This window comes from Streptomyces sp. NPDC004629 (assembly GCF_042873595.1).
In the GTDB taxonomy this organism is placed as follows: domain Bacteria; phylum Actinomycetota; class Actinomycetes; order Streptomycetales; family Streptomycetaceae; genus Streptomyces.
This window is the reverse complement of sequence record NZ_JBIALO010000017.1, coordinates 16,432-39,742: the sequence shown is the minus strand read 5'-3', so window position 1 is coordinate 39,742 and position 23,311 is coordinate 16,432. Positions and strand designations below refer to the sequence as shown.

Genomic DNA, 23,311 nt, shown 5'->3' with positions numbered 1-23,311 from the left:
TAGGCTTCGGGGAGTCGCACGAAGGAGGCGAAGAAGGTGCCGGTGGAGGTCACCTGGTGGGGTCACGCCACCTGCACGATCGAGGATTCGAACACGCGTGTGCTCACCGATCCTCTGTTCGCGCGACGGCTCGCGCATCTGCGGCGCCGCCGGGGCGCGTTGCCGCCGCCGGGCGCCCACCGCGCGGACGTGGTACTCGTCTCGCATCTGCACGCCGACCATCTGCACCTCGCCTCGCTGGCCCGGCTCGCCCCGGGCACGCTCCTGCTCGTGCCCCGCGGCGCGCCCCGCGCGGTCCCCGGACTGCGCCGGCTCGGCGGGCTGCGGGTGACCGAGGTGGCGCCCGGTGACGAGATCGCGGCCGGCGGCATCGTCGTACGGGCGGTGCCCGCGCGGCACGACGGCCGGCGGCTGCCGGTCGGCCCGCACCGCTCCCCCGCGCTCGGCTACGTCGTCGAGGGCGAGGCCCGCACCTACTTCGCCGGGGACACCGGGCTGTTCGACTCGATGGCCAAGGAGGTCGGTCCTGTGGACATGGCCCTGCTGCCGGTGGGCGGCTGGGGGCCGTACCTCGGCGAGGGGCATCTGGACGCCGGGCGGGCCGCGCGGGCGCTGGCCGGTCTCGCCCCGCGCAGCGCCGTGCCGGTGCACTACGGGACGTACTGGCCGATCGGCATGGACGCGGTGCGCCCCCATGAGTTCCATGCGCCGGGCGACGAGTTCGTGCGCCTCGCGGCCGAGGCCGCGCCCGAGGTGACGGTGCACAAGCTGGGGCACGGGGAGAGCGTACGGCTGGAGGTCGCGAGGTGAGCTGGCTTGCCGCCGCGACGACGAACGCGCCGCCGGAGTCCACCCAGCAGGCGGTCGGCTATCCGACGCTGTTCCTGCTGGTGCTGATCGGTGCCCTGGTGCCGGTGGTGCCGACCGGGGCGCTGGTGAGTTCGGCGGCCGTGGTGGCCTTCCACCAGACGGCGCCGTTCGCGCTGGCGCTGGTGTTCGCGACGGCGTCGCTGGCCGCGTATCTGGGGGACGTGGCGCTGTACTGGCTGGGGCGGCGCGGGATGGGTTCGAAGAACGGTTCGCGCTGGCTGGAGGCGATCCGGGCGCGGGCCCCCGAGGACCGGCTGGCCCAGGCGCAGGAGAAGCTGGCCGACCACGGGGTGACGGTGCTCGTGCTGTCCCGGCTGGTGCCGGCGGGCCGCATACCGGTGATGCTGGCCTGTCTGATGGCGCAGTGGCCGCTGCGCCGCTTCGCCCGCGGCAATGCGCCGGCCTGTCTCGCCTGGGCGGTGACGTACCAGCTGATCGGCATCCTGGGCGGCTCGCTGTTCAGCGAGCCCTGGGAAGGCGTGGTCGCGGCGGTCGCGCTGACCGTGGCGATCAGCGCGGCGCCGGGCGTATGGCGCCGGGTACGCGGAACGCCCCGGCCCGGAGCGGACACCCACGGCTCCGTGTGAGCCGGCCAGATCCCGGACGACGTGCCCCCGCTCACCGTCCCCGCGACACGCGCCGGTCCCAGGTCGCGCGTTCTCGGGGTGTGCGTTCAGGTGAGTACCCGGGAGCCGCCCACCGGCAGGTCCCACAGGTGGTCGCGGTCCAGGCCCGTCTGCTGCCACTTCGCGCGTACCCGGGTGAGCGGTTCTAGGACGGGCTCGGCGGAGAGCACGAACGTGCCCCAGTGCATGGGGGCCATGCGGCGGGCGCCCAGGTCCTGGACCGCGCGCACCGCCTCCTCCGGGTCACAGTGCACGTCGCTGAGCCACCAGCGCGGGTCGTAGGCGCCGATGGGGAGCAGGGCGAGGTCGATGCCCGGGTAGCGGCGGCCGATCCGGGAGAACCAGTGGCCGTAGCCGGTGTCGCCCGCGAAGTAGACCCGCCGCCCGTCGGGGTCGGTGAGCACCCAGCCGCCCCACAGGCTGCGGCAGGTGTCGGTGAGGCGGCGCTTGGACCAGTGGTGGGCGGGCACGAAGTCGAAGCGCACACCGGACAGTTCCGCCGCCTCCCACCAGTCCAGCTCGGTCACGGTGGTGAACCGGCGGCGTCGGAACCAGCGGCCGAGCCCCGCGGGCACGAACACGGGGGTCGCGCGCGGGAGTCGGCGCAGCGTCGGGGCGTCCAGGTGGTCGTAGTGGTTATGGCTGATCACCACGGCGTCGATCCGCGGCAGTGCGTGCCAGTCGACGCCCACCGGGGTGATGCGGGGCGGGGTGCCGAGGATGCGGCGGGACCACACGGGGTCGGTGAGGACGGTCAGGCCGCCGATCCGGACCACCCAACTGGCGTGCCCCGCCCAGCTGACGGCGACCGTACGGGCGTCGACGCGGGGCAGCGGGCCCGGTGCGTAGGGCAGCCGCGGGACGTCCTTCAGGCCGTCGGACGCGGGCCGTACGGAGCCCTCGCGGGCGAAGCGGGCGAGGGCCTTGAGGCCGGGCAGGGGCGCGGTGAGCCGGTCGTGGAAGCTGCGTGGCCAGATCCGGTGTTCGCCCAGCGGGCGGGGTTCGGCGAGTGGCGGGAACGGGGGCGTAAAGGCGGCCGGCGCGATGGCGCCGGCCTTTCTGATCGTCGTGGCCGTGATGGCTGACCCGGACTGCGGCGTCTGCTGCGTCATCGAGGAGGCTCCCATCGCTGAGCGTCGTCGCGGAGATCGTCGAAGACCGACTTCAAGGAGATCAACGCGCGTTGCACGTGTGGCAGTTCCAACGGCGTGGGTGACGTGAGGCATTCCGTGCGTTCCCCGTCCGTGCCGGCCAGCAGCGGTCCGGTGGACAGCCGCACCCGCAGCGCCCCGAGGTCGTCGCCGAACCGGTGGCCGCCGGGCGCGGGCATGCCGAGCCGGGCGGTGAGGAAGTCCTCCAGTTCCTGTGCGTCGCCGACACCGTGCGCGCCCAGCGCGCGGCGCAGCGGATCGAGGTCGACGTACAGGTGGCGTCCGGCTTGCGGAGGGCGGGCCACGGCGCCCGCCGCGACCATGGCGGCGTGCGCGGCGGCGGCCACGCGCGCGTGCAGGCGTACGGCGGCGGCGCGGCGTACGGCGACCGGCTCCGGCTCGTCGAGCGCGTACGCGGCGGCGGCCGCGACCGGGCCGGCGACGGTGGCGCCGAGCGCGGTGAGCACGTCGAGCACGCGCGCGTGCAGTGCCTGCCCCGCCGGTCCGTCCGGGAAGCGGGCGACGGCGGCGGGCCAGCCCGGCGGCAGCAGGGCGCCCGCCAGGTCGGTGACGACGGTGACCCGGTCCGGCAGCATCTCGGCCGGGCTGAGCAGCACGGTCTCGTGCGGGCCGTGCAGCGTGTCGCGCCAGGTCTCGTCGCTGATCAGGTGCAGCCCCTCGCCCTGTGCCGCCTCGACCGCCTCGTGCACCAGTTCGGGCGGGGCGACGGTGGCGGTCGGGTCGTCGGCGACGGAGAGCACGAGCAGCCGGGGGTCGCCGCCCTCCGCACGCACCCGGCGGACCGTCTCCAGCAGGGCGGCCGAGTCCGGGACGCCGCCGCACTCGGCCGGCGTCGCCACATGGAACGCGGGCCGGCCCAGCAGGCGCGCGTAGGGCGCCCACCAGGCGGCGCAGGGCCGCGGCACCAGCACGTCGCCGCCGAGCGCGGCGGTCAGCGCGAGCAGCAGGGACGGCGCCCCGGGGGCGGCGGCGACGCGGTCACGGCCGGCCGGCAGGCCGCGCCGCGCCCAGTAGCCGTCGGCCGCGTCGAGGAGCGCGGGCGCACCGCCGACCGGCTCTCCCCCGGCGTGGTGGGCGTGTGCGGCGAGCACATCGGCGAGCGCGGGCAGGACGGGCAGCCCGTCGCCCGGCAGGGCCGGCCCGTACCGGACGGGGCCGTGGCCCTCGGGGTCCGTCCGCCGCATCTCCGCCTCCCCGCAGTCCGTGGTGCCGTGTGGTGTCCGCAATCGGTCCGGTCCGTGCTCCTCTCCGACGTGCCCCGACGCTCGCCTCCGCCTGCCCCGCCTTCCCCGTCATGTTCGCGTCGAGTCCGCGTTCGCGCAGGGCGTCAGCCCTCCGTGTCGGCTCTGCGGCGCCACAGCCGGTGCACGGCGGCGCCGAACGCGCCCGCGATCAGTACGGCACCGGCGACCAGGGCCGGGACGGAATCGGTGAAGGCACCCCCTTCCCCCGCGTCCACGCCGTACTGGGCGTCGGCCGGTTCACAGGGGGAGCCTCCCCGCGGTTCGGTGCAGGTACGCCCGTCACCGCACGGCTCGGCGGCACCGCACGCGTGCGTGCCGCCGTCGTGGGTGGTGCCGTCGTGGGTGGTGCCGTCGTGCGCGCCGGCGTCGGGAGGGTCGGCGGCGTGCGTGCCACCCCCGTGGGTGTCCGTGCCGAGACCGTCCGTGCCGAGACCGTCCGTGCCGAGACCGTCCGTGCCGGGCGGGTCGGAACGCAGCGGGTCCGTGTGCGGCGCGTCCGTGCCGCGGGCGTCGGGCCGGTCCGTGCCGGGAATCCCAGCGTCGGGGATCCCAGCGTCAGAGAGTCCGGCATCGGGGACCCCAGCGTCAGGGAGTCCGGCATCGGGGACGCCTGCCTCGTCCCTGCCGGTGACACCGCTGCCGGTCCCGTCCGCACCGGTCCCGTCCCTGCCGGTGGCCTCACCGGTCCGCTGAGGGCGGGCCTCGCCCTCCCGGGGCAGGCCGGGCGCCGTACCGGGCGCCCGCTCCCGCGTGCCGCTCCCGTCCGGACAGTCCGCGCCGGGCGCACCCGGCTCGTCCGGGCCGGTCACGGCGCGCATCCCCGTCGTGATGGGCGCGCCGTCGCGGGTGCCGGGCGTGTCGAGGATGTCCGGGGCGGCCCCTCCGGTGGACACGGGGCACGGCACCGACACGGTGACCGTGCCGCCGGGCCGGACGGGCACCGGAGCGGCCACGGCGGCGGAAGCCGCGGACACGGCCGCGGGGGTGCCCCCGACGAAGCCGGTCAGGGCGGCCACGGCGAGGGCGCGGGCGGTGCGGCGCATGAGCGGGCTCCTTGGAAGCGACGGCTGCGGGAGCACGGCGGCCGGCTCCCGGCGGGCGGAGCACGGCGGTCGTGCCCCACAGCCATCACAGCCCGCCGGGCGGCGGCCCGCGCGCGGCCGGACCCCATTAGCGGGATGCGAACCGCCGGGCGGGTGACCCCGCCGATCGGCGCCGGTTCGCCCCCGAAACCGTGTGTCGGCCGTCCGTCCCCCGGGTACGCGGTGCGCACCCCTTGAAAGATCTGGAGGGAGACATGCAGCGAGGCAGTGACCGTCTCAACGTCCACCGGGACGACGAGATGAAGCACGAGCTGAAGGGCCTGCTCAGGTCCGGGCATCCCACCCGCAGCGAGGAGTGGTACGACCCGGAGCCCACCGCCGAGGACGACCCGCAGATCTGGCGTGGCCCCGTGGTGCCGGGAAGCGGCCGCGGGACGTCGCTGGAGTCGGTGCGGCTGGAACTGGCCCGGCTCCTCGGGCGCGGCCTGTTCCCGGCCGGCCCGCGCGAGCTGTCGAACGCCCTGCGCCACGGGCGTGCGCCCGACGACCTGATCGAGGCGGTACGGCGGCTGCCGCGATCGGCACGTTACGCCAACGTCCAGGAGCTGGCCGAGGCACTGACCGGCGAACGGCGCTGACGCGTCGTCACCCGCCGCGAGCGGTGCGCGCCGGTTGCGCCGCGCCGCTCAGGTGGCGGGGGTGCCGGGGGTCACCGTGCCCCCGCAGCCCCGCTCGCGCGCGCCCTCACGGGTGCGGCCCGCGGCGATGAGCCGGCGCGGGTTGCGGCGCAGATACTCGCCCTCAAGTTGCGCCATGCGCTCGTTGTGGGCGCGCAACGCGTCGTTCGATCCGTACAGCAGTGTGTCGTGGCGCGTGCGGTGGATCGTCTCCAGCTCCTTCATGAGCTGCTGGTCGTCCAGACGGTCCGCGTCGACTCCGGTCATGGTGTGCCCCGCTCGTCGTGTCTCACGTTCCTGAATCCACTGTACGAACATCCGGCGGGGCCGCTAGGGCAGACCGACCGAGGCCCACGGCGACCGGGCAGCGTCCCCGAAGGGGGCGCGGGGAGCTGCGCGACCAGCCACGGTGGCGCGGCAGGCAGAAGACGGCAGAGGACGAACGGCGCCCCACGGCCCATCCGGCGGAGCCTCAGCGCGCCCGCTGCACCCGCCGCTCGTCCCAGACCGGCTCCGGGGTCTCGCGTACCCGGCCGTCGCTGCCGAAGACCAGGTAGCGGTCGAAGGAGCGGGCGAACCAGCGGTCGTGGGTGACCGCCAGGACGGTGCCCTCGAAGGCCTCCAGGCCCTCCTGAAGCGCCTCGGCCGACTCCAGGTCGAGGTTGTCGGTGGGCTCGTCCAGCAGCAGCGCGGTGGCACCGGCCAGTTCCAGCAGCAGGATCTGGAACCGGGCCTGCTGACCGCCGGAGAGCCGGTCGAAGGACTGCTCGGCCTGGTGTGTCAGCTCGTAGCGGCGCAGCCGGGACATGGCGGCGCCCCGGTCCTGGGAGTGTTCCTTCCACAGGATGTCCAGCAGGGTGCGGCCGGTCAGCTCGGGGTGTGCGTGGGTCTGGGCGAAGTGTCCGGGCACCACCCGTGCGCCCAGCTTCCACTCCCCGGTGTGCGCCACCTCGTCGCCGGCGAGCAGGCGCAGGAAGTGCGACTTGCCGGAACCGTTGGAGCCGAGCACGGCGACCCGTTCGCCGTAGAAGACCTCCAGGTCGAAGGGGTGCATCAGGCCGGTCAGCTCAAGCCCCGCGCAGGTCACGGCCCGCACGCCGGTACGGCCGCCCTTCAGCCGCATCCGGATGTCCTGCTCGCGCGGCGGCTCGGGCGGCGGCCCGGCCTCCTCGAACTTGCGCAGCCGGGTCTGGGCGGCCTGGTAGCGGGAGGCCAGCTCGTGGCTGATGCTGGCCGCCTGACGCAGGTTCAGCACGAGTTTCTTCAGCTGTGCGTGTTTCTCGTCCCAGCGCCTGCGCAACTCCTCGAAGCGGGCGAAGCGTTCGCGCCGGGCTTCGTGGTAGGTGGCGAAGCCGCCGCCGTGCACCCAGGCGTCGGCGCCCGCGGGGCCGGGTTCGACGGAGACGATCTTCTCGGCGGCGCGGGCGAGGAGTTCGCGGTCGTGGGAGACGAACAGGACCGTCTTGCGGGTCTCCCGCAGCCTCTCCTCCAGCCAGCGTTTGCCGGGCACGTCGAGGTAGTTGTCGGGCTCGTCGAGCAGCAGCACCTCATCGGTGCCGCGCAGCAGCGCCTCCAGCACGAGCCGTTTCTGCTCGCCTCCGGACAGGGTGCGCACCTGCCGCCACTGGGCGCGTTCGTAGGGCACGCCGAGGGCGGCCGTGGTGCACATGTCCCACAGCGTCTCGGCCTCGTAGCCACGTGCCTCGGCCCAGTCGGCGAGTGCCTGCGCGTACTGGAGCTGGGCGGCCTCGTCGTCGACGGTCATGAGCGCGTGCTCGGCCTCGTCGACGGCCCGCGCCGCCTCGCGGATGCGCGGCGGGGCGACGGACACCAGCAGGTCGCGTACGGTCGTCTCGTCCCGTACGGACCCCACGAACTGGCGCATCACGCCGAGGCCGCCGGTCACCGTGACGGTGCCCGCGTGCGGTTTCAGCTCGCCGGAGATCAGCCGGAGCAGGGTGGTCTTGCCCGCGCCGTTGGGGCCGACCAGGGCGACGGCGGCGCCCTCGCCGACCCGGAAGGACACGTCGCCGAGCAGCGCCCTCCCGTCGGGGAGGTGGTATTCGAGGTGCGCGGCTTCCAGGTGTCCCATGGGGAGGAATTCTGCGGGGCGCCCCGGACCTGCGGCAAACCGTTATCGGGCGGCGTCCCTGTCGGCCGGGCGGGCCGGCTCGGCGGTCCGGGGCGGCACCGGCCGGCCGGTCGGCCCGCTCGCCCCGGCGGGCAGCACCAGCGCGCCCTCCCAGGACAGCGCCTTCCAGCCGTCGGCCGGGGAGCCCTCAAGGACCACCACACCGGTGTTCTCCAGCGGGTGGGCGGCGACGAAGGGCACGTCCACGTTGTGCGCGCGGGCCGCGGTCCACATGCGGATCGCGGCGCCGTGACTGACCATGGCGACCGTCGCGGCGCCGTCGGCGGTGGCCTCCGCGACCACCGCGTCGAACCGGGCCAGCGCCTCGGCGCCGGTCTCCGCGCCGGGCATGCGCAGCTCGGTGTCGCCGCCGGCCCAGGCGAACACCGTGGTCATGTACACGAGACCCGGGTCGCTGTCGCCGGGGAGCATCTCCAGGTCACCGGCGGACAGCTCGCGGATGCCGTCCCGGACCCGGACGTCGAGGCCGCGGGCGGCGGCCAGCGGGGCGGCCGTCAGCTGGGTGCGGACAAGGGTGGAGGCGTAGACGGCCTCGATGTCCTCGTCGCCGAGCGCCTCGGGCAGGGCGGCGGCCTGTCGCTGCCCGAGGGGGGTGAGCCCCGGACCCGGCACGGCGGTGTCGAGCAGTCCCCCGACGTTGGAGGGGGTCTGGCCGTGACGGACCAGGAGCAGACGCATGCGGTGTTCCTCTCGGTTTCTCCCGCCCGACCGCCCGATCCCCCGATCGCCCCGCTGACGGGCGGAAAACGACCGCTTCAGGGTACCCGCACCCACATGAGCCCAGATGTCGACCTCACCGTTGCGAGGCCGGGCAGGACCGCCCTGCGGGCGCGGTTGCTCGACCTCGACCGCCGGCTGTTCGAGTCCGCCGCCGAGCTGCACTGGCCGGCCGCCCAGCGGATACTGCCGCGGCTGAGCCGGAGCGCGAACCACGGGGTGCTGTGGTGCGCGACGGCGGCGGCCGTGGCGGCGAGCCGCACCCCGCGCGCCCGGCGGGCCGCCGTCCGTGGCATCGCCTCGCTGGGGCTGGCCTCGCTGGCCATCAACACGATCGGCAAGCGCTCGGTGCGCCGCCCCCGTCCGCTCCTTGACCCGGTTCCACTGGTGCGGCGGCTGAACCGGCAGCCGATCACCACGTCGTTCCCGTCCGGCCACGCGGCGTCGGCCGCCGCCTTCGCGGCCGGCGTCGCCCTGGAGTCTCCGGCCTGGGGCGCCGCCGTCGCCCCGCTGGCGTTCTCGGTCGCCGTGTCCCGGGTCTACACCGGCGTCCACTTCCCGAGCGATGTCCTCGCGGGTGCCGCGCTCGGTGCCGGGGCCGCGTTCGCCGTACGGGGCCTGGTGCCGACCCGGGCCCAGCTCACCCCGCCCGCCCGGCCGCGTGCCGAGGTCCCGGCGCTGCCCGAGGGGGGCGGCCTGGTGCTGGTCGCCAACGCCGGGGCGGGCACCGCGGACCGGGTGCGCGCGCTACGCGACGCGCTGCCGCAGGCGGACCTCGTGCTGTGCGAACCGGCGGACGTCGAGGAGGAGTTGGCGAAGGCGGCGGCGCGGGCGCGGGTGCTCGGGGTGTGCGGCGGTGACGGCACCGTGAACGCGGCAGCCACCGCGGCCCTGCGGCACGGTCTGCCGCTTGCGGTGCTGCCGGGCGGGCGGCTCAACCACTTCGCCTACGACCTGGGCGTGGAGGACGTGCGGGACCTCGCCGGGGCGGTCCGGCGGGGCGAGGCGGTGCGGGTGGACGTGGGCCGCTTCACCGCGGGCGAGCGGGCCGGCATCTTCCTCAACACGCTGAGCCTCGGTGTCTATCCGGAGCTGGTGCGGGAGCGGGACCGCTGGTCGCACCGGATCGGCGGCTGGCCGGCCGGGCTGCTCGCCGCCGTGCGGGTGCTGCGCGCGGACCGGCATCCGGTGACGGCCGAGGTCGGCGGGCGCAAGCGCCCGTTGTGGCTGCTGTTCGCGGGGAACTGCCTGTACCACCGCAGAGGCCTGGCGTCCGGCCGCCGGCTGGACCTGGCGGACGGGCTGCTCGACGTCCGGGTGGTGCCGGGCGGCCGGCTGCCCGCCCTGCGGCTGCTCACCGCCGCCCTCGCCGGTCCACTGACCCGTTCCTCGGCCCATGCGGCGGTGAAGGTGCACCGGCTGCGGGTGGGCGGGGTCATGCCGGGCACGCTGCTCGCCTACGACGGTGAGGTGACCGAGGCGGGGGGCGGACTGACGGTGGAGAAGCTGCCGCGGGCGCTGGCCGTCTACCGCCCGGCGCGCCGGCGCCGCTCGTCCCGCCCACCCACGTCGTCCGTATGGTGATACGCGGGTCTCATCATTCGGTTGGCGCGCGTACGGTGACGCGTACCGCGGACCGGGCTCCGGTGCGCCGGTACGGAGCGACGACGCGAAGGGGTAGAACCATGCCGAAACCGCAGGAGACCGCCGTCTACACCCATGGGCACCATGAGTCGGTGCTGCGTTCGCACACCTGGCGGACCGCGGCCAACTCCGCGGCCTATCTGCTCGGTTCGATCAAGCCCCATATGAAGATCCTGGACATCGGCTGCGGCCCGGGGACGATCACCGCCGACCTGGCGGCGCTGGTCCCCGACGGGCATGTCACCGGCGTCGACCGGGCGCCGGAGGTGCTGGACCTGGCCCGGGCCACGGCCGCCGAACGCGGCCTGACCAACATCGACTTCGCGGTGGCCGACGTCCATGCGCTGGACTACCCGGACGACACGTTCTGCGTGGTCCACGCCCACCAGGTGCTGCAGCACGTCGGCGACCCGGTGCGGGCGCTGCGCGAGATGCACCGGGTCACCGCGCCCGGCGGGTTCATCGCCGTCCGCGACTCGGACTTCGCGGCGATGACCTGGTATCCCGCGCTGCCGGGGCTGGACGACTGGCTGGACCTGTACCGCCGGGTGGCCCGCGCCAACGGCGGCGAGCCGGACGCCGGGCGGCGCCTGAAGTCCTGGGCGCTGGCCGCGGGGCTGCGGGACATCACGGCCACCTCCGCCACCTGGACGTTCAGCACGCCGCAGGAGCGGGCGTGGTGGAGCGGGCTGTGGGCGGAGCGGACCGTCGCCTCGGCGTACGCCGAGCTGGCCGTCCGGGGCGGTCACGGGACCGAGGCCCAACTGCGCGCCGTGGCCGAGGCGTGGCGGGAGTGGGGAGAGCGCGAGGACGGCTGGTTCACGGCGCTGCACGCGGAAATCCTCTGCCGCAAGGAAGCCTGATCGGCGGATTTCGGGAAACCCGAAATGCAGGAGGTTCGAATTATGGTTCCCATCCTGCTCGTACTGCTTCTGGCGCTGATCCTGTTCGGCGCCGGATTCGCGGTGAAACTGCTCTGGTGGATCGCCCTGGCGGTGCTGGTCGTCTGGTTGCTGGGGTTCCTGGTCCGCGGCACGACCACCGCGGGCGGCCGCGGCCGCTGGTATCGATGGTGAATTCCCGCGGTGACGGATCACTGAAGTCACCGCCGTATCAACGACATCACTGCCGGAATTCACACAGGCCGCCGAGCTGAATTCAGAATTCAACGGGTACGGCGCTGCCGAGCCGGGGGCCGGGGCCGACGCCCCGGCCCCCGGCTCGTGCTCTCGTGCTCGTGCCGCCGGTCCGCTGCGCCTGCCCGGTGGCCGTCACCTCGTGGCCGTCTCCCGTGCGAGCCGCCGGCCCGCCGCCGCGATCGCCTGGGCGTCGATGCCCGCGGCGTGCAACTGCTCGTCGGGCGCGGCCGATCCCGGCATCGTCCGCACCGCCAGCCGCACCAGCCGGGGCACCGGCCTGCCGTCGACGAACGCGTCGAGCACGGCGTCGCCGATGCCGCCCTCCTCGTGGTGGTCCTCCACGGTGAGCAGACAGCCGGTCTCCTCGGCGGCCCGGCGCAGGGTGTGCCGGTCGACGGGCTTGACCGAGTACAGATCGAGGACCCGGACCGAAATGCCCTCGCCCGCCAGCAGATCGGCGGCGGCCAGGGCCTCGGGCACGGTGACCCCGGCGGCCACCACGGTCAGCCGGTCCTCGGCGGAGGAGCGCAGCACCCTGCTGCCGCCGATCGGGAACTCCTCGTCCGGGCCGTAGAGGACCGGGCCGCCGCCGCGCGAGGTGCGCAGGTAGCGGACGCCGTCCAGGCCGGCCATGGCGGCGACGAGCTTCGCGGTCTGGTTGGCGTCGCACGGGTACAGCACCGTCGAGCCGTACACGCCGCGGAACATCGCCAGGTCCTCCAAACCCATCTGGGAGGGCCCGTCCTGGCCGATCGCGACGCCCGCGTGCGAGCCGACCAGGTTGATGCCGGAGCCGCTGATCGACGCCATGCGCACGAAATCGAACGCGCGTGTGAAGAAGGCGGCGAACGTCGAGGCGTACGGCACCCAGCCGCGCGCCGCCATGCCCACCGCCGCGGCGACCAGTTGCTGTTCGGCGATGTAGCACTCGAAGAACCGGTCGGGGTGCTCCTTGGCGAAGAACTCGGTACGGGTGGAGTCGCCGACCTCTCCGTCCAGGGCGACGACGTCCCCGCGGGCGGTGCCGAGCGCGGCGAGCGCCTTGCCGAACGCGTCCCTGGTGGCCACCTTCTCCCCCAGCTCGTAGCGGGGCAGGTCCAGGGGCTCCGTCGGGGCCGAGCGCAGGGTCCGGGCGGCGTGCGGCTCCCGCACCCGTACCCGCAGGTCGCGTTTGCCGCCCAGCTCGGCGATGGCCTCCTCCGCGTCGGGCAGCGGCTTGCCGTGCAGGCCCTCGCGGTCCTGGACGGCGGCGACGCCCTTGCCCTTGAGGGTGCGGGCGAGGATCACGGTGGGCTGCCCGCTGGTGGACTCGGCCTCGGCGTAGGCGCGGTCGACGGCGTCGACGTCATGGCCGTCGATCTCCACCGTGTGCCAGCCGAAGGCGTGGAACCGGCGGGCGTACGCGTCGAGGTCATGGCCGTGCCGGGTCGGGCCGCGCTGGCCGAGCCGGTTGACGTCCACGATCGCCGTGAGGTTGTCGAGGTGCTCGTACGCCGCGTGTTCGGCGGCCTCCCAGACGGATCCCTCGGCCAGTTCGCTGTCCCCGCACAGCACCCAGACCCGGTAGCCGGTGCGGTCAAGCCGCTTGCCGGCCAGCGCGATGCCGACCCCGACCGGCAGCCCCTGGCCGAGCGAGCCGGTGGCCGTCTCCACCCAGGGCAGCCGCCGCGGGGTCGGATGGCCCTCCAGCCTGCTGCCGAGCGCGCGGAAGGTCAGCAGTTCGGCGTCGTCGACGGCGCCCGCCGCCTTGTAGGCGGCGTACAGCAGGGGCGAGGCGTGGCCCTTGGAGAGGACGAAGCGGTCGTTGGCCGGATGGGCGGGACGCTCGAAGTCGTAGTGCAGATGGCGGTCGAGCAGCACCGCCATCAGCTCCGCTGCCGACATCGAGGAGGTGGGGTGCCCGGACTCGGCCGCCGCGGAGGCGCGCACGCTGTCCACGCGCAACTGCTGGGCGAGCTGGTTGAGTTCGGCGGTTTTCATGAGTCTCCTTCGGCGGGGGTGTCGGTGCGCCGGACCGGGCCGGGCGCCGGGTGGCTCCCGGTGTGCGCTCCGGGTCCGCCCGGCACGCGGGCCAGTTCCGGTGAGGCGGTGTCCAGCGGCACCGACCAGGAGCGCACCAGCCCCAACTGGACGGCCGGGGGCGGCAGTACGGTGTCCAGCAGCCAGTCGGCGGCGACCCTGACCCGGTTGCCGGGCATCGCCGCCAGGTGGTAGCCGCGGGTGACCGCCCCGGCCAGCAGGCCGGAGAGCGGTATGCCGAGCGGGTCGGCGGCGGCCCGGGCGCCGCCGAGATCGACGACGAAGCCCAGGTCGCGATGGCGGTAGGGGCGGCGCTGTCCGGCGCCGAGCGAGGCGGCCACGTTGTCCGCCGCGACCGCGCCCTGCCGCCAGGCGTGCTGGGCCGTCATCGGCGTGAGTTTGCCGGGGTGCTCAAGGTCCGGCACCGCCGCCGCGTCCCCGCACGCGAAGACCTCGGGATGGCCGGGGACCTGGAGATAGGGGTCGACGATCAGCCGGCCGCGCTCCAGCGGCCGGCCGACGTCCTCGACGAGCGGATCGGGCCGGACGCCGACGCACCACACCAGCGTGCGGGTCGCGATGAACTCACCGTCGGTGAGCCGTACCCCGTCGTGGGTGGCCTCCTGCACCGAGGTGCCCATGCGGACCTCGACGCCCCGCTGCCGCAGGACGCGGTCGGCGGTGCGCGAGAGGCGTTCGTCCAGCTCGGGCAGGACGCGTGGGGCGATGTCCAGCAGCAGCCAGCGGGGCCGCACCCCGTCCGGCAGCGCCCTGCTGCGCGCCTGGTCCGCGGTGGACCGCTGCATGTGCGCGGCCACCTCGGTGCCGGTGTAACCGGCGCCGACCACGACGAAGGTGCAGCGCGCCGCGGCGGCGCGCGGATCGTCGGCGACGGCCAGTTCCAGCTGCCGGGTCACGTGATCGCGCAGGTAGAGGGCCTCGGGCAGGCCGCGGAAGCCGTGCGCGTACTCGGCCACGCCGGGCACCGGCAGCAGCTTGTTGACGCTGCCGACGGCGAGCACGAGCCGGTCGTAGTCGAGGGTGCCCGTGCGGCCCTCCGGGTCGGTGAAGTGCACGGCCCGCCCGTCGAGGTCGACGCGGTCCGCGACACCGAGCACCAGGCGCACGTCGCGCAGGGTGCCGGGCAGCGAGACGGCGACGCGGCGCGGCTCCAGGATGCCCGCGGAGACCTGGGGCAGCAGCGGCAGGTACAGGAAATAGTCGGTCGCGTTCAGCAGGGTGACGTCGGCACGCTGCCGGGCGCGCCGGGACAGGGCACGGGCCGCCCGGTACCCGGCGAAGCCGGCTCCGACGATCACGATGCGGGGTCGCCTCACGGTGGGCCTCCGGCGGTACGACTGCTCCGAGCCCTCCGCGTCCCCCTGCGCGCCGCACTCAAACCCGCGAGTCCGCGACCGGCGCACGGTGACCAGGTGGGCGGGCCGGGGCGAAGGCCGGGGTGCGCTGTCCGCCGGGCGCCCGTGCGCAGGGTGTGGCCGGGTACGGTGAGTGATCGCGGGAAGCGAGCGTCTCGGCCGTGCGGCCCAACTAGGCTCGTGGGTATGGAGATTCTGGGCGCCTCGCTGCGCATCTGCGTCGACGACCTCGATACCGCGGTCCCCTTCTACGAACGTCTGACGGGCGGCCGTGCGGTGCGCTCCGAACGCGGCGGCGTACGGGTCGCCGCCGTCGGCTCCTTCCTGCTGATGAGCGGCCCGGAGGCCGAGCTTGAGCTGCTGCGCAAGGTGGCCGCGACGGTCGCGGTCAAGGACGTGGACGAGGCCCACCGGCTGCTGACGGACCTCGGCGCGCAGGTCCTGGCGGGTCCGGTGGCCACCCCCGTGGGCCGCAATCTGCTCGCGATGCACCCGGACGGCTCCCTGTTCGAGTACGTGGACCACCGGGCCTGACCGAACACGGCCTGACGGCGGCACCCGACGGCAGGGGCACGCCTCCGGTCGCGTACGGCGGGCCGCCGTCAGGGCGTGGTCGGGCGCATGCGGAAGTCGTAGCGGGCGGGCAGTGGCTCGTCGGTGAGGCGGGACCACAGCCGCCCGATGGTCTCCGCGCCCTCCCTCAGGTCGGCCGCCTCGAAGCCCTCGTCGAAGACGGCGCGGGCCTGCGCGGGCCGCCCCTCGGCGAGCAGCAACTCGGCCTCCAGGAGCCGGAACCGGCCGCGCCGCCGGACCGCCGGAGGCAGCCGCTCCCACACCGCCCGCGCCTGGCCGGCGCGGCGCGCCGCCAGCAGCGCCTCCAGGGCCTCGCGGCCGAGCGCGGCGGTGGCGGCGGTCCACGAGGGACCGTCGTCGCGCGGTTCACGGCACAGGCCGTCGAAGGCCTCCGCGTACCGGTCGGCGGCCCGCTCGTGGTGGCCGGACTCCTGGTCGGCGACGGCGAGACAGCGCAGCAGCGGCCACCCGGAGGGTGCCTGCGGCAGGGCCCGCTCCCAGCTGCGCACCGCCTGCGCCCGGTCGCCGGCGTGCCACTGGGCGACGCCCAGGTGGTACTCGGTGTGCGGGGCTGCGGGCACGTTCTCCAGCATGTCCCGCCAGTGCGCGGCCACCAGGGTCTCGTGCGGCGGCCCCACCCGGCGCGGCTCGGGCAGGGAGCCGGTGCGCAGCAGCTCCAGCCAGGGTGCCTGGGCCTCGCCGAGGGTGGACTCGGCGAAGGGCGTGCCGGGCAGCTTCCACCCGCCGCGCAGCGCTTCGAGCGCGCCCCAGCCGGAGCCGGTGGCCAGCGTCTCGCCGGGTTCGGTGTCGGCGTACGGCCTCCAGGCGGCGTACGCGGCGTCGACGTCCGCCCGCGGCAGCGCCGCCTCCAGTCGTCGCGCTGCGCCGTCCGTCACGGCGGCCCACTCGCCGTGCGGCGCCGCGTCGAGCGGTCCGTACGCCTCAAGCCAGGACACCTCGCCGGCCGCCTCCAGCCGGACGTGCTCCAGCTGGGTGCGGGCGAGCCCGGCCTGGATCTCGCAGTAGCCACCGGTGCCGGGCTCGGTCAGCCACTCCTGCCAGCGGCGCCCGCCCGGCCCGCTGCCCCACACAAACAGCTTGCGTCCGCGCAGTACGTCGGTCGAGGTCTGCACCAGCCCGTGCCCGTCGGCGTCGAGCGCGGCGATCCAGCGGCGGCGGCCGTCCGGGACCTCGTAGAAGTAGTCGGCGGCGTGCGGGCCGGCCAGCGGGTACGTCCGGTCGATCCCCGCGTACGACGGGACGGGCACCCGGCTCAGTCGGCGCTCGTAGCCGAAGTACCAGGCCTCATCGGCGGGGGCGAGGACCCGGCACTCCTCGGGCACGGCGATGTTGGACCACCAGTAGACGGGTACGGGCCGCTCGTGCGGGTTGCGGACGCGCACGCCGACGTACAGGAAGTCGGAGCCGTCCGGCAGCCACAGGTCGACCTGGAAGGGCAGGTCGCGCAGCCGCTCCCACTCCCACAGCCGCAGCATCTGCCCGCCGTCGGGGGCGGCGACCCGGGCGGCGTGCAAGGGCGCGCAGGACAGGGCCGTGTGGCCGGTCGCGCCGATGTTCCACTCGATGCCGCCGGAGTACCAGGCGTCGTTCAGGGCGAAGTTGGCGGGCTGGAACACCGGGTTGCGGTACAGGAGTTCACGGCCGGTGGGCAGCTGGACCAGGGAGGCGACGCGGCCGCCGAGTCCGGGCAGGACGGTGGCGCGCAGCCGGTCGTTCTCGATCACGAGGGCGTCGAGGGCGCGCAGGGCGCGCGCCCGGTCGTAGCCGTCCCGCACACGGACCGGCAGCAGGCTGCGCAGCGGCTCGTAGCCGATCTGCCGGGCCATGTCGCGGGGCATCTCGTCGCGGTCCCGGTCCTCGATGCGGTGCATCTCGTCGAGCAGGCGCAGCGGGGGCAGCGGGTTGTCCTGGCCCAGTTCGGCGGCGGGCAGCGTCAGTACCTCACGTCGGATCGTCGTCACGATCACCATGGAACCCGGCGCAGAGCGAGCCGACCAGAGGCACCACCGGTCAGGATTACGCAAAGCCGACGACCACAGCACAGCCCGCGCCGTCCGAGCCCAGGTCGGGGGCGTAGATGGTGACGTTGAGGCCGACGCACCGCGGGGAGGCGAGCCACGGGCCGGGCAGCGCGACGAGTTCGTCGGGCAGCAGCCCGCCGGGGTCGGGGCCGTCGACGGCGGGCAGCACCGAGGGATTGAGGACGTCGGCGCCCAAGTGCACCCAGAAACCGTCCGCTTGGGGCGTCTCGGCCGCGCCGACCCGGTCGGAGCTGCCGGGGTGCCGGAAGTCCGGGGAGGGCTCGCTGGATGGCATGAGGGTCAACCGGTAGCTCGCAGCTCGGTGGTGATCGCCCAGCGTTCGTGGTCCCGCCAGGCCCCGTCGATGAAGATCATGTCCGGTGAGAAGCCCTCCAGGCGGAACCCGGCGCCACGGGCGAGGGCTATGGAGGGGGCGTTGCCCGGCTGGACGTTGATCTCAAGCCGGTGCAGCCGCAGCGGCCCGAACGCGTACCCGATCACCAGGTCGAGCCCTTCGCGCATCAGCCCGCGCCGGGCCGCGTGCGCGAAGGCGCCGTAGCCGAGGGCGCCGCACTGGAAGCCGCCCCCGACGATGTTGTTGATGTTGATGAACCCGGCGATGGCCCCGCCGTCCTTCTCGCAGACCAGGAAGCCGGCCTTCGTCGGGTCCTCGATCAGCCGGCCCGCGTACCCGGCGTACGCGGCGTCGGTGAGCGGCGGGAACAGCCACGGGTGGTGCAGGTCCTTGCTCTGCCGGGCGCGGGCGGTGAACTCCGGGCCGTCCCCGTAGGTGAAGTGCCGTATGCCCACCCGGGGGCCCTCGGCGAGATAGCGCGACTGGCTGTGCGGCATTCCGCCACCCTACGCCCCTGCGGTGGCCCGGCCGCCGCGGTCAGCGCAGGGCCGGCTCGTCGAGGGTCAGGGTGCCCGCGGTCGCGTCCAACTCGGCCGTCACACCGAACGGGACCGTCAGCGCCGCGTCGCAGTGGCCGAACCCGATCTCTTCGAGGACGGGTACGCCGAGTCCGCCGAGTCGGTCGGCGAAGACCGCCCGCAGCTCCTCGTACGGGCCGCAGTCGGCCCACGACCCGAGGCCGATCCCGGCCACGCCGTCCAGCCGTCCGGAGCGCACCAGCTGGGTCAGCAGCCGGTCGACGCGGTACGGCGCCTCGCCGACGTCCTCCAGGAGCAGCAGGCCGCCCCGGGCGATGGGTGGGGCCGACGGCGTGCCGACGTCGGCGGCGAGCAGGCTCAGGCATCCGCCGAGGGTGACCCCACGGGCCCGGCCCGGCACCAGCGCGGGCCTGCCCGAGGCGATCGTGCGGACGGTCTCGGGGGCGAACAGGGTGGCCCGCAGATGCTGCTGCGTCCGCGGGTTCTTGACGAAGTCGACACCCGCCGCCGCGGGCCCGTACAGCGTGACCAGGCCGAGCCGGGCGGCGAAGGCCCGGTGCAGCGCGGTGACGTCGCTGAAGCCGACGAGCACCTTGGGGCCGGCCGCCCGCAGCGCCTCCCAGTCCAGCAGGTCGACCATGCGCTGTGCGCCGTAGCCGCCGCGGGCGCACAGCACCGCGGCCACGTCCGGATCGCACCAGGCCCGCTGGAGGTCGGCGGCCCGGTCGGCGTCCGTGCCCGCCAGATAGCCCAGTCGGCCGTGCCGGTCCAGCACATGGGGCTGCACGACCGGGTCGAGGTCCCAGCCGCGCAGGATGTCGAGGCCCGCCGCCAGGCGTTCCTCGGCCACCGGGCCGCTCGGCGCGACCACCGCGACCCGCGCCCCGGGGACGAGCCGCGGCGGCCGTACGAGTGCGCTCACGTCACCAGCTCCAGCTTCTGGATCCCGGCCACGTCCAGCCCGAACACCTGGGCGTACAGGGAGAGTTCGGCCTCCAGGGCGCGCACCAGCGTCTCGGCCTTCCGGAAGCCGTGCCCCTCCCCCTCGAAGGCGATGTAGGCGTGCGGCACCCCGCGTCCGGCGATCCGGGCGAGGAGGCGTTCGCACTGCACGGGCGGGCAGATCACGTCGTCCAGGCCCTGCAGCAGCAGGAACGGCGCGGAGATCCGGTCGGCGTGCTCGGCAGGCGATCGCTCCGCGTACCGCTCGGGGACCTCGGCGAGCGGCCCGACCAGGCCCTCCAGGTACCGCGACTCGAAGTCGTGGGTCTCTCCCGTGCCCCAGCCGGTGAGGTCGAGGATCGGGTAGACGATGGTGCCGCAGGCGTAGATGTCCGTGTTCGTCAGGGAGGCCGCGCTGGTCCAGCCGCCCGCGCTGCCGCCGCGGATCGCGAGCCGGCCCCGGTCGGCGGTGCCCTCGTCGGCGAGGGCGAGGGCGACGGCGGCACAGTCCTCGACGTCGACGACGCCCCACTGCTCGCGCAGCCGGTCCCGGTACTCGCGGCCGTACCCGGTCGAGCCGCCGTAGTTGACCTCGGCGACCCCGATGCCCCGCGAGGTGAAGTAGGCGATCTCCAGGTCCAGCACCAGCGGGGCGCGGCCGGTGGGCCCGCCGTGTGCCCGGACCACGTAGGGCGCAAGCTCGCCGTCCGGTGCCCTCACGTCAGGGTGGTGGGGCGGGTAGACGTGGGCGTGCACCTCGCGTCCGCCGGGGCCGGTGAAGGTGCGCACCCGCGGCTCGGGGTACAGGGCCGCCTCGACCGGGTCGGTGTGCCGGGCGCCGATCACCCGGGCCCGGCCGGTGCCGGTGTCCAGTTCGACGACCTCGTACCCGCTGTGCGGGCCGGCGGCGACGGTGACGACCTGGTCGCCGTGCGCCGCGAGCGTCGGCTCGAACTCGGACCAGGGTCCGGCCGCGTCGGCCAGTTCGCCGGTCTCCGGGTCGAGGGTGCCGAGGGCCTTCGCGCCGCGGCCGTGCACGACCGCGATCAGTCCGCTGTCCAGCGGCGCGAACCAGCGGTGCCCGAGCTTCCACAGCGGCCCGCCGAACTCCTCCTCGCGCGGGCACAGCGGGGTGCCGTCGCGGTACAGGTTCCACCAGCCGCTGCGGTCGCTCGCGTACAGCAGGCTTCCGTCGGCCGCCCAGTCGGCCTGGGCGACGGACTCCGCCGGTCCCCCGGCGACCGTCCGCGCCCCGCGCAGGGTGCCGTCGGCCGTGACGTCGGCGACGATCAGCTCCGTCCCGTCCCAGGGCATGCGCGGATGGTCCCAGGCGAGCCAGGCGGCGCGCCGGCCGTCCGGCGAGAGCCGCGGGCCGGTGACGAACCGGTGCCGTTCGGCGGTGAGTTCGCGCACGGCGCCGCGGTCCTCGGCGGCGGAGCCGTCCAGCGGCACGGCCGCCGCGACGCGCCGCAGGTCGCCGGGCCCTTCGCCGGTGAACTCCTCCAGCACGCACCACACTTCGCCGCGTTCCAGGTCGAGCCGTGGCTCGGCCCAGCGCAGTCCGCCGCCGACCGGCGAGACGGGTGTGAGCGGGCGAGGTTCGCCGCCCGGCTCGTACCGGTACAGCCTCTGGTCGGCGAAGTGCACGAACACGACGAGCGGCCGGCCGTCGCGCACCGCACCGGCCCAGGGGTGACCGCCGTACTCGATGACGCGGCTGCGCACGTTCCACGGCGCGGGCAGCAGCGACTCCTGCCCGCCGTCGGCGCGGCGCCGGACGAGGGTCCTGCGTCCGCCCTCTTCCGGCCGCGGTTCGGTCCACCAGATCTCGTCGCCGACGAGGCCCAGCCATTCGGGGTGGCCGTCGTGCGCTGCGGCCAGGGCCGCGTCGATGGGCGAGGGCCAGGAGCCGTACGCCATGGTCCGCATGCGATCCCCCATCGTCTAGGCCGTCCGCAGGAAGCGGTCGAGGACGCGGACGCCGAAGTGCAGCGCCTCGACCGGCACCCGCTCGTCGACCCCGTGGAACATGGCCTGGTAGTCGTAGCCCTCGGGGAGCCTGAGCGGTGTGAAGCCGTAGCCGGTGATGCCGAGCCGGGAGAACTGCTTGGCGTCCGTGCCGCCCGACATGCAGAACGGCACGACGTGCCCCTCGGGTGCGAACTCCTCGACGACGGCCCGCATCAGGGCGAACGTCGGCGAGTCCACCGGCGCCTGGAGGGCGGCCTCCCGGTGGTGGAACTCCCAGTCGACGCCCGGTCCGGTCAGCCGGTCGAGGGTGGCGCGGAACTCGTCCTCGCCGTCCGGCAGATACCGCCCGTCGACGAAGGCGACGGCCTCGCCCGGGATCACGTTGACCTTGTAACCCGCCTCCAGCATCGTCGGATTGGCGCTGTTGCGGACCGTCGCCTCCACCAGCTTGGCGGCCGGGCCCAGCTTCCGCAGCAGCCCGTCCACATCGTCCAGGTCCGCCTCGACGCCGTACACGGCGGCCAGTTCGGTCAGGGCGGCGCGCACGGTCGGGGTGAGCCGCAGCGGCCACTCGTGCCCGCCGATCCTGGTGACGGCGGCGGCCAGGCGGGTCACCGCGTTCTCCCGGTTGACCTTGGAGCCGTGCCCCGCCCGGCCGCGCGCGGTCAGCCGCAGCCAGCCCGTGCCGCGCTCACCGGCGGCGATCGGATAGATCTGGCGTCCCGCGCCGTCGTGGAAGGTGTACGCGCCCGACTCGCTGACGCCCTCGGTGCACCCCTCGAACAGGTGGGCGTGCCGGTCGGCGAGGAACCCGGAGCCGTCCTCGGCGCTGTCCTCCTCGTCGGCGGTGAAGGCGACGACGACATCGCGCCGGGGGCGCACGCCCTCGCGCGCCCAGGCCCGCACCACGGCGAGGATCATCGCGTCCATGTTCTTCATGTCGACAGCGCCCCGGCCCCAGACGACCCCGTCGCGGATCTCGCCGGAGAAGGGGTGCACGCTCCACTCGTCGGCCTGCGCCGGGACGACGTCCAGATGGCCGTGGAGCAGCAGGGCCGGCGCCGACGGGTCGGTGCCCTCGACGCGGGCGACGACGTTCGTGCGGCCCGGGGTGCGTTCGAGCAGGGTGGGTTCGAGTCCCGCGCCCGCCAGTCGTTCGGCCGCGTACTCGGCGGCGGGCCGCTCCCGGCAGTCGCCGCCGCCGCGGTTGGTGGTGTCGATCCGGATCAGTTCGGAGGTGAACCGGACGACCTCGTCCAGCGCGCGCTCGTCAGCCATACTGCTCCTCCACCGCGGCCGAGGCGATGGTGGTGACCGCCTTGAAGCTGCGGATCCCCTCGTACATGGTGCCGCTGGTGTACGCCACCTTGCGCTCGCCGGTGCGCTCAACGCCCGGCACGACGGTGGCGGCCTGCGCCAGGTGCTCGGCGTCGAACTCCAGGGCGATGGTGAACGGGCCCGCGTGGACCGGTTCGTGGCGCACCGCCAGCGTGGCGGCCTCCTTGGCGGCGGTGTGGATGTCGGCGGCGGTCCTGGCCGGCGTGCGGCACACGGCCGCGTAGCGGGACACATGGTCCTTCACCGCGACCTTGAGCGCCTGCGGCGCGTAGCCGAGCGCGTCCTCGCAGGCCACGTCGTCCCCGGTGACGAGGACGACGGGCACCCCGTACTCGGCGACGACATGGGCGTTGAGGAGGCCTTCGCTGGCCCGTACGCCGTTCAGCCACACCCCGGTGATGGAGTTGGCGAGATAGGTGTGTGCGAGGACCCCCTCCATGCCGGCGCCCGCGTGGTAGCCGACGAAGGCGATGCCGTCCACGTCCCCGTGCTGCACGCCCTCCACCATGGACAGGGACTTGTGCCGCCCGGTGAGCATCTGCGCCCGCTCGTCGAGCCGTTCCAGGAGCAGGTTGCGCATGGTCCAGTGGGCCTCGTTGACGAGGACCTCGTCGGCTCCGCCGTCCAGGAAGCCGCGGACCGCGGCGTCGACGTCGGAGGTGAACATCGACCGGCACCGCTCCCACTGCGGCGTCCCCGGCAGCACGTCGGCCGGCCAGGTGACGCCGGTCGCGCCCTCCATGTCCGCACTGATGAGGATCTTCATGCCGCGCCACGTTACGCGCTGCCGAGCCGACCGGCCACGAGCGAGCCGCGGAAAGCTCCGCGCTCGGGAACATTCCGGCCCCCGCCGGCGCTCTGGTCCATACCCC

Annotated in this window: 21 protein-coding genes and 1 pseudogene; 7 read left to right on the top strand and 15 right to left on the bottom strand. The window is 74.7% G+C overall.

The features are described from left to right. Positions 1-36: 36 nt before the first annotated feature. The gene (locus tag ACFYTE_RS25245; protein ID WP_388714551.1) at positions 37-810 is read left to right on the top strand and encodes an MBL fold metallo-hydrolase; all 774 of its coding nucleotides are present in this window, start codon (positions 37-39) and stop codon (positions 808-810) included. Beyond that, positions 807-1,457 carry a DedA family protein gene (locus ACFYTE_RS25240; RefSeq protein ID WP_388714548.1) on the top strand — a complete coding sequence of 217 codons (651 nt, stop codon included), beginning with the start codon at positions 807-809 and terminating at the stop codon, positions 1,455-1,457. The genes ACFYTE_RS25245 and ACFYTE_RS25240 overlap by 4 nt, the downstream gene beginning before the upstream one ends. Positions 1,458-1,543: 86 nt before the next feature. Here ACFYTE_RS25240 and ACFYTE_RS25235 read toward each other — a convergent pair whose 3' ends face one another. The 3 genes from ACFYTE_RS25235 to ACFYTE_RS25225 form a co-directional block, all read right to left on the bottom strand. After that, the gene (locus ACFYTE_RS25235; RefSeq protein ID WP_388714545.1) at positions 1,544-2,608 is read right to left on the bottom strand and encodes an MBL fold metallo-hydrolase; all 1,065 of its coding nucleotides are present in this window, start codon (positions 2,606-2,608) and stop codon (positions 1,544-1,546) included. After that, positions 2,605-3,852 carry an aminotransferase class I/II-fold pyridoxal phosphate-dependent enzyme gene (locus ACFYTE_RS25230; protein WP_388714542.1) on the bottom strand — a complete coding sequence of 416 codons (1,248 nt, stop codon included), beginning with the start codon at positions 3,850-3,852 and terminating at the stop codon, positions 2,605-2,607. Before ACFYTE_RS25230 ends, ACFYTE_RS25235 begins: the two co-directional genes overlap by 4 nt. A 143-nt stretch (positions 3,853-3,995) precedes the next feature. After that, the gene (locus tag ACFYTE_RS25225) at positions 3,996-4,955 is read right to left on the bottom strand and encodes a hypothetical protein (RefSeq protein WP_388714540.1); all 960 of its coding nucleotides are present in this window, start codon (positions 4,953-4,955) and stop codon (positions 3,996-3,998) included. A 254-nt stretch (positions 4,956-5,209) separates the two neighbouring features. Between ACFYTE_RS25225 and ACFYTE_RS25220 the strand changes: the two genes are divergently transcribed. Further along, the gene (locus tag ACFYTE_RS25220; protein WP_388714537.1) at positions 5,210-5,593 is read left to right on the top strand and encodes a DUF2795 domain-containing protein; all 384 of its coding nucleotides are present in this window, start codon (positions 5,210-5,212) and stop codon (positions 5,591-5,593) included. A gap of 48 nt (positions 5,594-5,641) precedes the next feature. Here ACFYTE_RS25220 and ACFYTE_RS25215 read toward each other — a convergent pair whose 3' ends face one another. From ACFYTE_RS25215 to ACFYTE_RS25205, 3 genes are all read right to left on the bottom strand, one after another. After that, positions 5,642-5,899 (bottom strand): DUF6158 family protein, encoded by a 258-nt coding sequence (locus ACFYTE_RS25215; protein WP_388714534.1) that lies wholly within the window; start codon positions 5,897-5,899, stop codon positions 5,642-5,644. A 205-nt stretch (positions 5,900-6,104) separates the two neighbouring features. Next, positions 6,105-7,724, bottom strand: a complete 1,620-nt coding sequence (locus ACFYTE_RS25210) for an ABC-F family ATP-binding cassette domain-containing protein (protein ID WP_388714531.1) — start codon at positions 7,722-7,724, stop codon at positions 6,105-6,107. A 42-nt stretch (positions 7,725-7,766) separates the two neighbouring features. Then, positions 7,767-8,462, bottom strand: coding sequence for a histidine phosphatase family protein (locus tag ACFYTE_RS25205; protein WP_388714528.1), 696 nt, complete (start codon positions 8,460-8,462; stop codon positions 7,767-7,769). Between the two features lie 96 nt (positions 8,463-8,558). Between ACFYTE_RS25205 and ACFYTE_RS25200 the strand changes: the two genes are divergently transcribed. The 3 genes from ACFYTE_RS25200 (at position 8,559) to ACFYTE_RS25190 (ending at position 11,221) form a co-directional block, all read left to right on the top strand. Next, entirely contained in the window at positions 8,559-10,085 is a 1,527-nt protein-coding gene (locus ACFYTE_RS25200) for a bifunctional phosphatase PAP2/diacylglycerol kinase family protein (protein ID WP_388714525.1), read from the top strand. 101 nt (positions 10,086-10,186) lie between these two features. Further along, the gene (locus ACFYTE_RS25195; protein ID WP_388714522.1) at positions 10,187-11,008 is read left to right on the top strand and encodes a class I SAM-dependent methyltransferase; all 822 of its coding nucleotides are present in this window, start codon (positions 10,187-10,189) and stop codon (positions 11,006-11,008) included. A 42-nt stretch (positions 11,009-11,050) separates the two neighbouring features. Next, positions 11,051-11,221: a hydrophobic protein gene (locus tag ACFYTE_RS25190; protein WP_388714519.1), complete on the top strand. Its 171-nt coding sequence runs from the start codon at positions 11,051-11,053 to the stop codon at positions 11,219-11,221. 195 nt (positions 11,222-11,416) lie between these two features. On the opposite strand, the gene ACFYTE_RS25185 is transcribed toward ACFYTE_RS25190, so the two are convergent. Further along, entirely contained in the window at positions 11,417-13,264 is a 1,848-nt protein-coding gene (locus tag ACFYTE_RS25185; protein ID WP_388714517.1) for a transketolase, read from the bottom strand. Beyond that, positions 13,261-14,640, bottom strand: coding sequence for an NAD(P)/FAD-dependent oxidoreductase (locus ACFYTE_RS25180; protein ID WP_388714515.1), 1,380 nt, complete (start codon positions 14,638-14,640; stop codon positions 13,261-13,263). The genes ACFYTE_RS25185 and ACFYTE_RS25180 overlap by 4 nt, the downstream gene beginning before the upstream one ends. 225 nt (positions 14,641-14,865) lie before the next feature. Between ACFYTE_RS25180 and ACFYTE_RS25175 the strand changes: the two genes are divergently transcribed. Next, complete coding sequence (locus ACFYTE_RS25175) at positions 14,866-15,213, top strand: VOC family protein (protein ID WP_388714513.1); 348 nt, start codon at positions 14,866-14,868, stop codon at positions 15,211-15,213. A gap of 68 nt (positions 15,214-15,281) precedes the next feature. Here ACFYTE_RS25175 and ACFYTE_RS25170 read toward each other — a convergent pair whose 3' ends face one another. The 7 genes and pseudogenes from ACFYTE_RS25170 to ACFYTE_RS25140 all read right to left on the bottom strand — a co-directional run bounded on the left by ACFYTE_RS25170 (position 15,282) and on the right by ACFYTE_RS25140 (position 23,205). Next, positions 15,282-17,243, bottom strand: coding sequence for a DUF5107 domain-containing protein (locus ACFYTE_RS25170; RefSeq protein WP_388714510.1), 1,962 nt, complete (start codon positions 17,241-17,243; stop codon positions 15,282-15,284). A 46-nt stretch (positions 17,244-17,289) separates the two neighbouring features. Beyond that, a pseudogene (locus ACFYTE_RS25165) lies at positions 17,290-17,535 on the bottom strand (arginase family protein); the annotation flags it as partial. A gap of 59 nt (positions 17,536-17,594) precedes the next feature. Next, on the bottom strand, positions 17,595-18,146 hold the full coding sequence (locus ACFYTE_RS25160) for a GNAT family N-acetyltransferase (RefSeq protein WP_388714507.1): 552 nt from the start codon (positions 18,144-18,146) through the stop codon (positions 17,595-17,597). 40 nt (positions 18,147-18,186) lie between these two features. After that, on the bottom strand, positions 18,187-19,110 hold the full coding sequence (locus ACFYTE_RS25155; protein WP_388714504.1) for an LD-carboxypeptidase: 924 nt from the start codon (positions 19,108-19,110) through the stop codon (positions 18,187-18,189). Next, positions 19,107-21,059: a prolyl oligopeptidase family serine peptidase gene (locus tag ACFYTE_RS25150; protein ID WP_388714501.1), complete on the bottom strand. Its 1,953-nt coding sequence runs from the start codon at positions 21,057-21,059 to the stop codon at positions 19,107-19,109. The genes ACFYTE_RS25155 and ACFYTE_RS25150 overlap by 4 nt, the downstream gene beginning before the upstream one ends. 15 nt (positions 21,060-21,074) lie before the next feature. Next, entirely contained in the window at positions 21,075-22,379 is a 1,305-nt protein-coding gene (locus ACFYTE_RS25145; RefSeq protein WP_388714498.1) for a M20/M25/M40 family metallo-hydrolase, read from the bottom strand. Next, entirely contained in the window at positions 22,372-23,205 is an 834-nt protein-coding gene (locus ACFYTE_RS25140) for a M55 family metallopeptidase (protein ID WP_351740145.1), read from the bottom strand. The genes ACFYTE_RS25145 and ACFYTE_RS25140 overlap by 8 nt, the downstream gene beginning before the upstream one ends. Positions 23,206-23,311 lie beyond the last annotated feature (106 nt).

Bases quoted from the DNA above. Each gene is read 5' to 3' on its own strand.
- ACFYTE_RS25235 (WP_388714545.1), bottom strand. From the start codon at position 2,608: ATGACGCAGCAGACGCCGCAGTCCGGGTCAGCCATCACGGCCACGACG.
- ACFYTE_RS25200 (WP_388714525.1), top strand. From the start codon at position 8,559: ATGAGCCCAGATGTCGACCTCACCGTTGCGAGGCCGGGCAGGACCGCC.
- ACFYTE_RS25190 (WP_388714519.1), top strand. From the start codon at position 11,051: ATGGTTCCCATCCTGCTCGTACTGCTTCTGGCGCTGATCCTGTTCGGC.
- ACFYTE_RS25230 (WP_388714542.1), bottom strand. From the start codon at position 3,852: ATGCGGCGGACGGACCCCGAGGGCCACGGCCCCGTCCGGTACGGGCCG.
- ACFYTE_RS25185 (WP_388714517.1), bottom strand. From the start codon at position 13,264: ATGAAAACCGCCGAACTCAACCAGCTCGCCCAGCAGTTGCGCGTGGAC.
- ACFYTE_RS25175 (WP_388714513.1), top strand. From the start codon at position 14,866: ATGGAGATTCTGGGCGCCTCGCTGCGCATCTGCGTCGACGACCTCGAT.
- ACFYTE_RS25210 (WP_388714531.1), bottom strand. From the start codon at position 7,724: ATGGGACACCTGGAAGCCGCGCACCTCGAATACCACCTCCCCGACGGG.
- ACFYTE_RS25220 (WP_388714537.1), top strand. From the start codon at position 5,210: ATGCAGCGAGGCAGTGACCGTCTCAACGTCCACCGGGACGACGAGATG.
- ACFYTE_RS25170 (WP_388714510.1), bottom strand. From the start codon at position 17,243: ATGGTGATCGTGACGACGATCCGACGTGAGGTACTGACGCTGCCCGCC.
- ACFYTE_RS25195 (WP_388714522.1), top strand. From the start codon at position 10,187: ATGCCGAAACCGCAGGAGACCGCCGTCTACACCCATGGGCACCATGAG.
- ACFYTE_RS25160 (WP_388714507.1), bottom strand. From the start codon at position 18,146: ATGCCGCACAGCCAGTCGCGCTATCTCGCCGAGGGCCCCCGGGTGGGC.
- ACFYTE_RS25225 (WP_388714540.1), bottom strand. From the start codon at position 4,955: ATGCGCCGCACCGCCCGCGCCCTCGCCGTGGCCGCCCTGACCGGCTTC.
- ACFYTE_RS25205 (WP_388714528.1), bottom strand. From the start codon at position 8,462: ATGCGTCTGCTCCTGGTCCGTCACGGCCAGACCCCCTCCAACGTCGGG.
- ACFYTE_RS25145 (WP_388714498.1), bottom strand. From the start codon at position 22,379: ATGGCTGACGAGCGCGCGCTGGACGAGGTCGTCCGGTTCACCTCCGAA.
- ACFYTE_RS25140 (WP_351740145.1), bottom strand. From the start codon at position 23,205: ATGAAGATCCTCATCAGTGCGGACATGGAGGGCGCGACCGGCGTCACC.
- ACFYTE_RS25150 (WP_388714501.1), bottom strand. From the start codon at position 21,059: ATGCGGACCATGGCGTACGGCTCCTGGCCCTCGCCCATCGACGCGGCC.
- ACFYTE_RS25215 (WP_388714534.1), bottom strand. From the start codon at position 5,899: ATGACCGGAGTCGACGCGGACCGTCTGGACGACCAGCAGCTCATGAAG.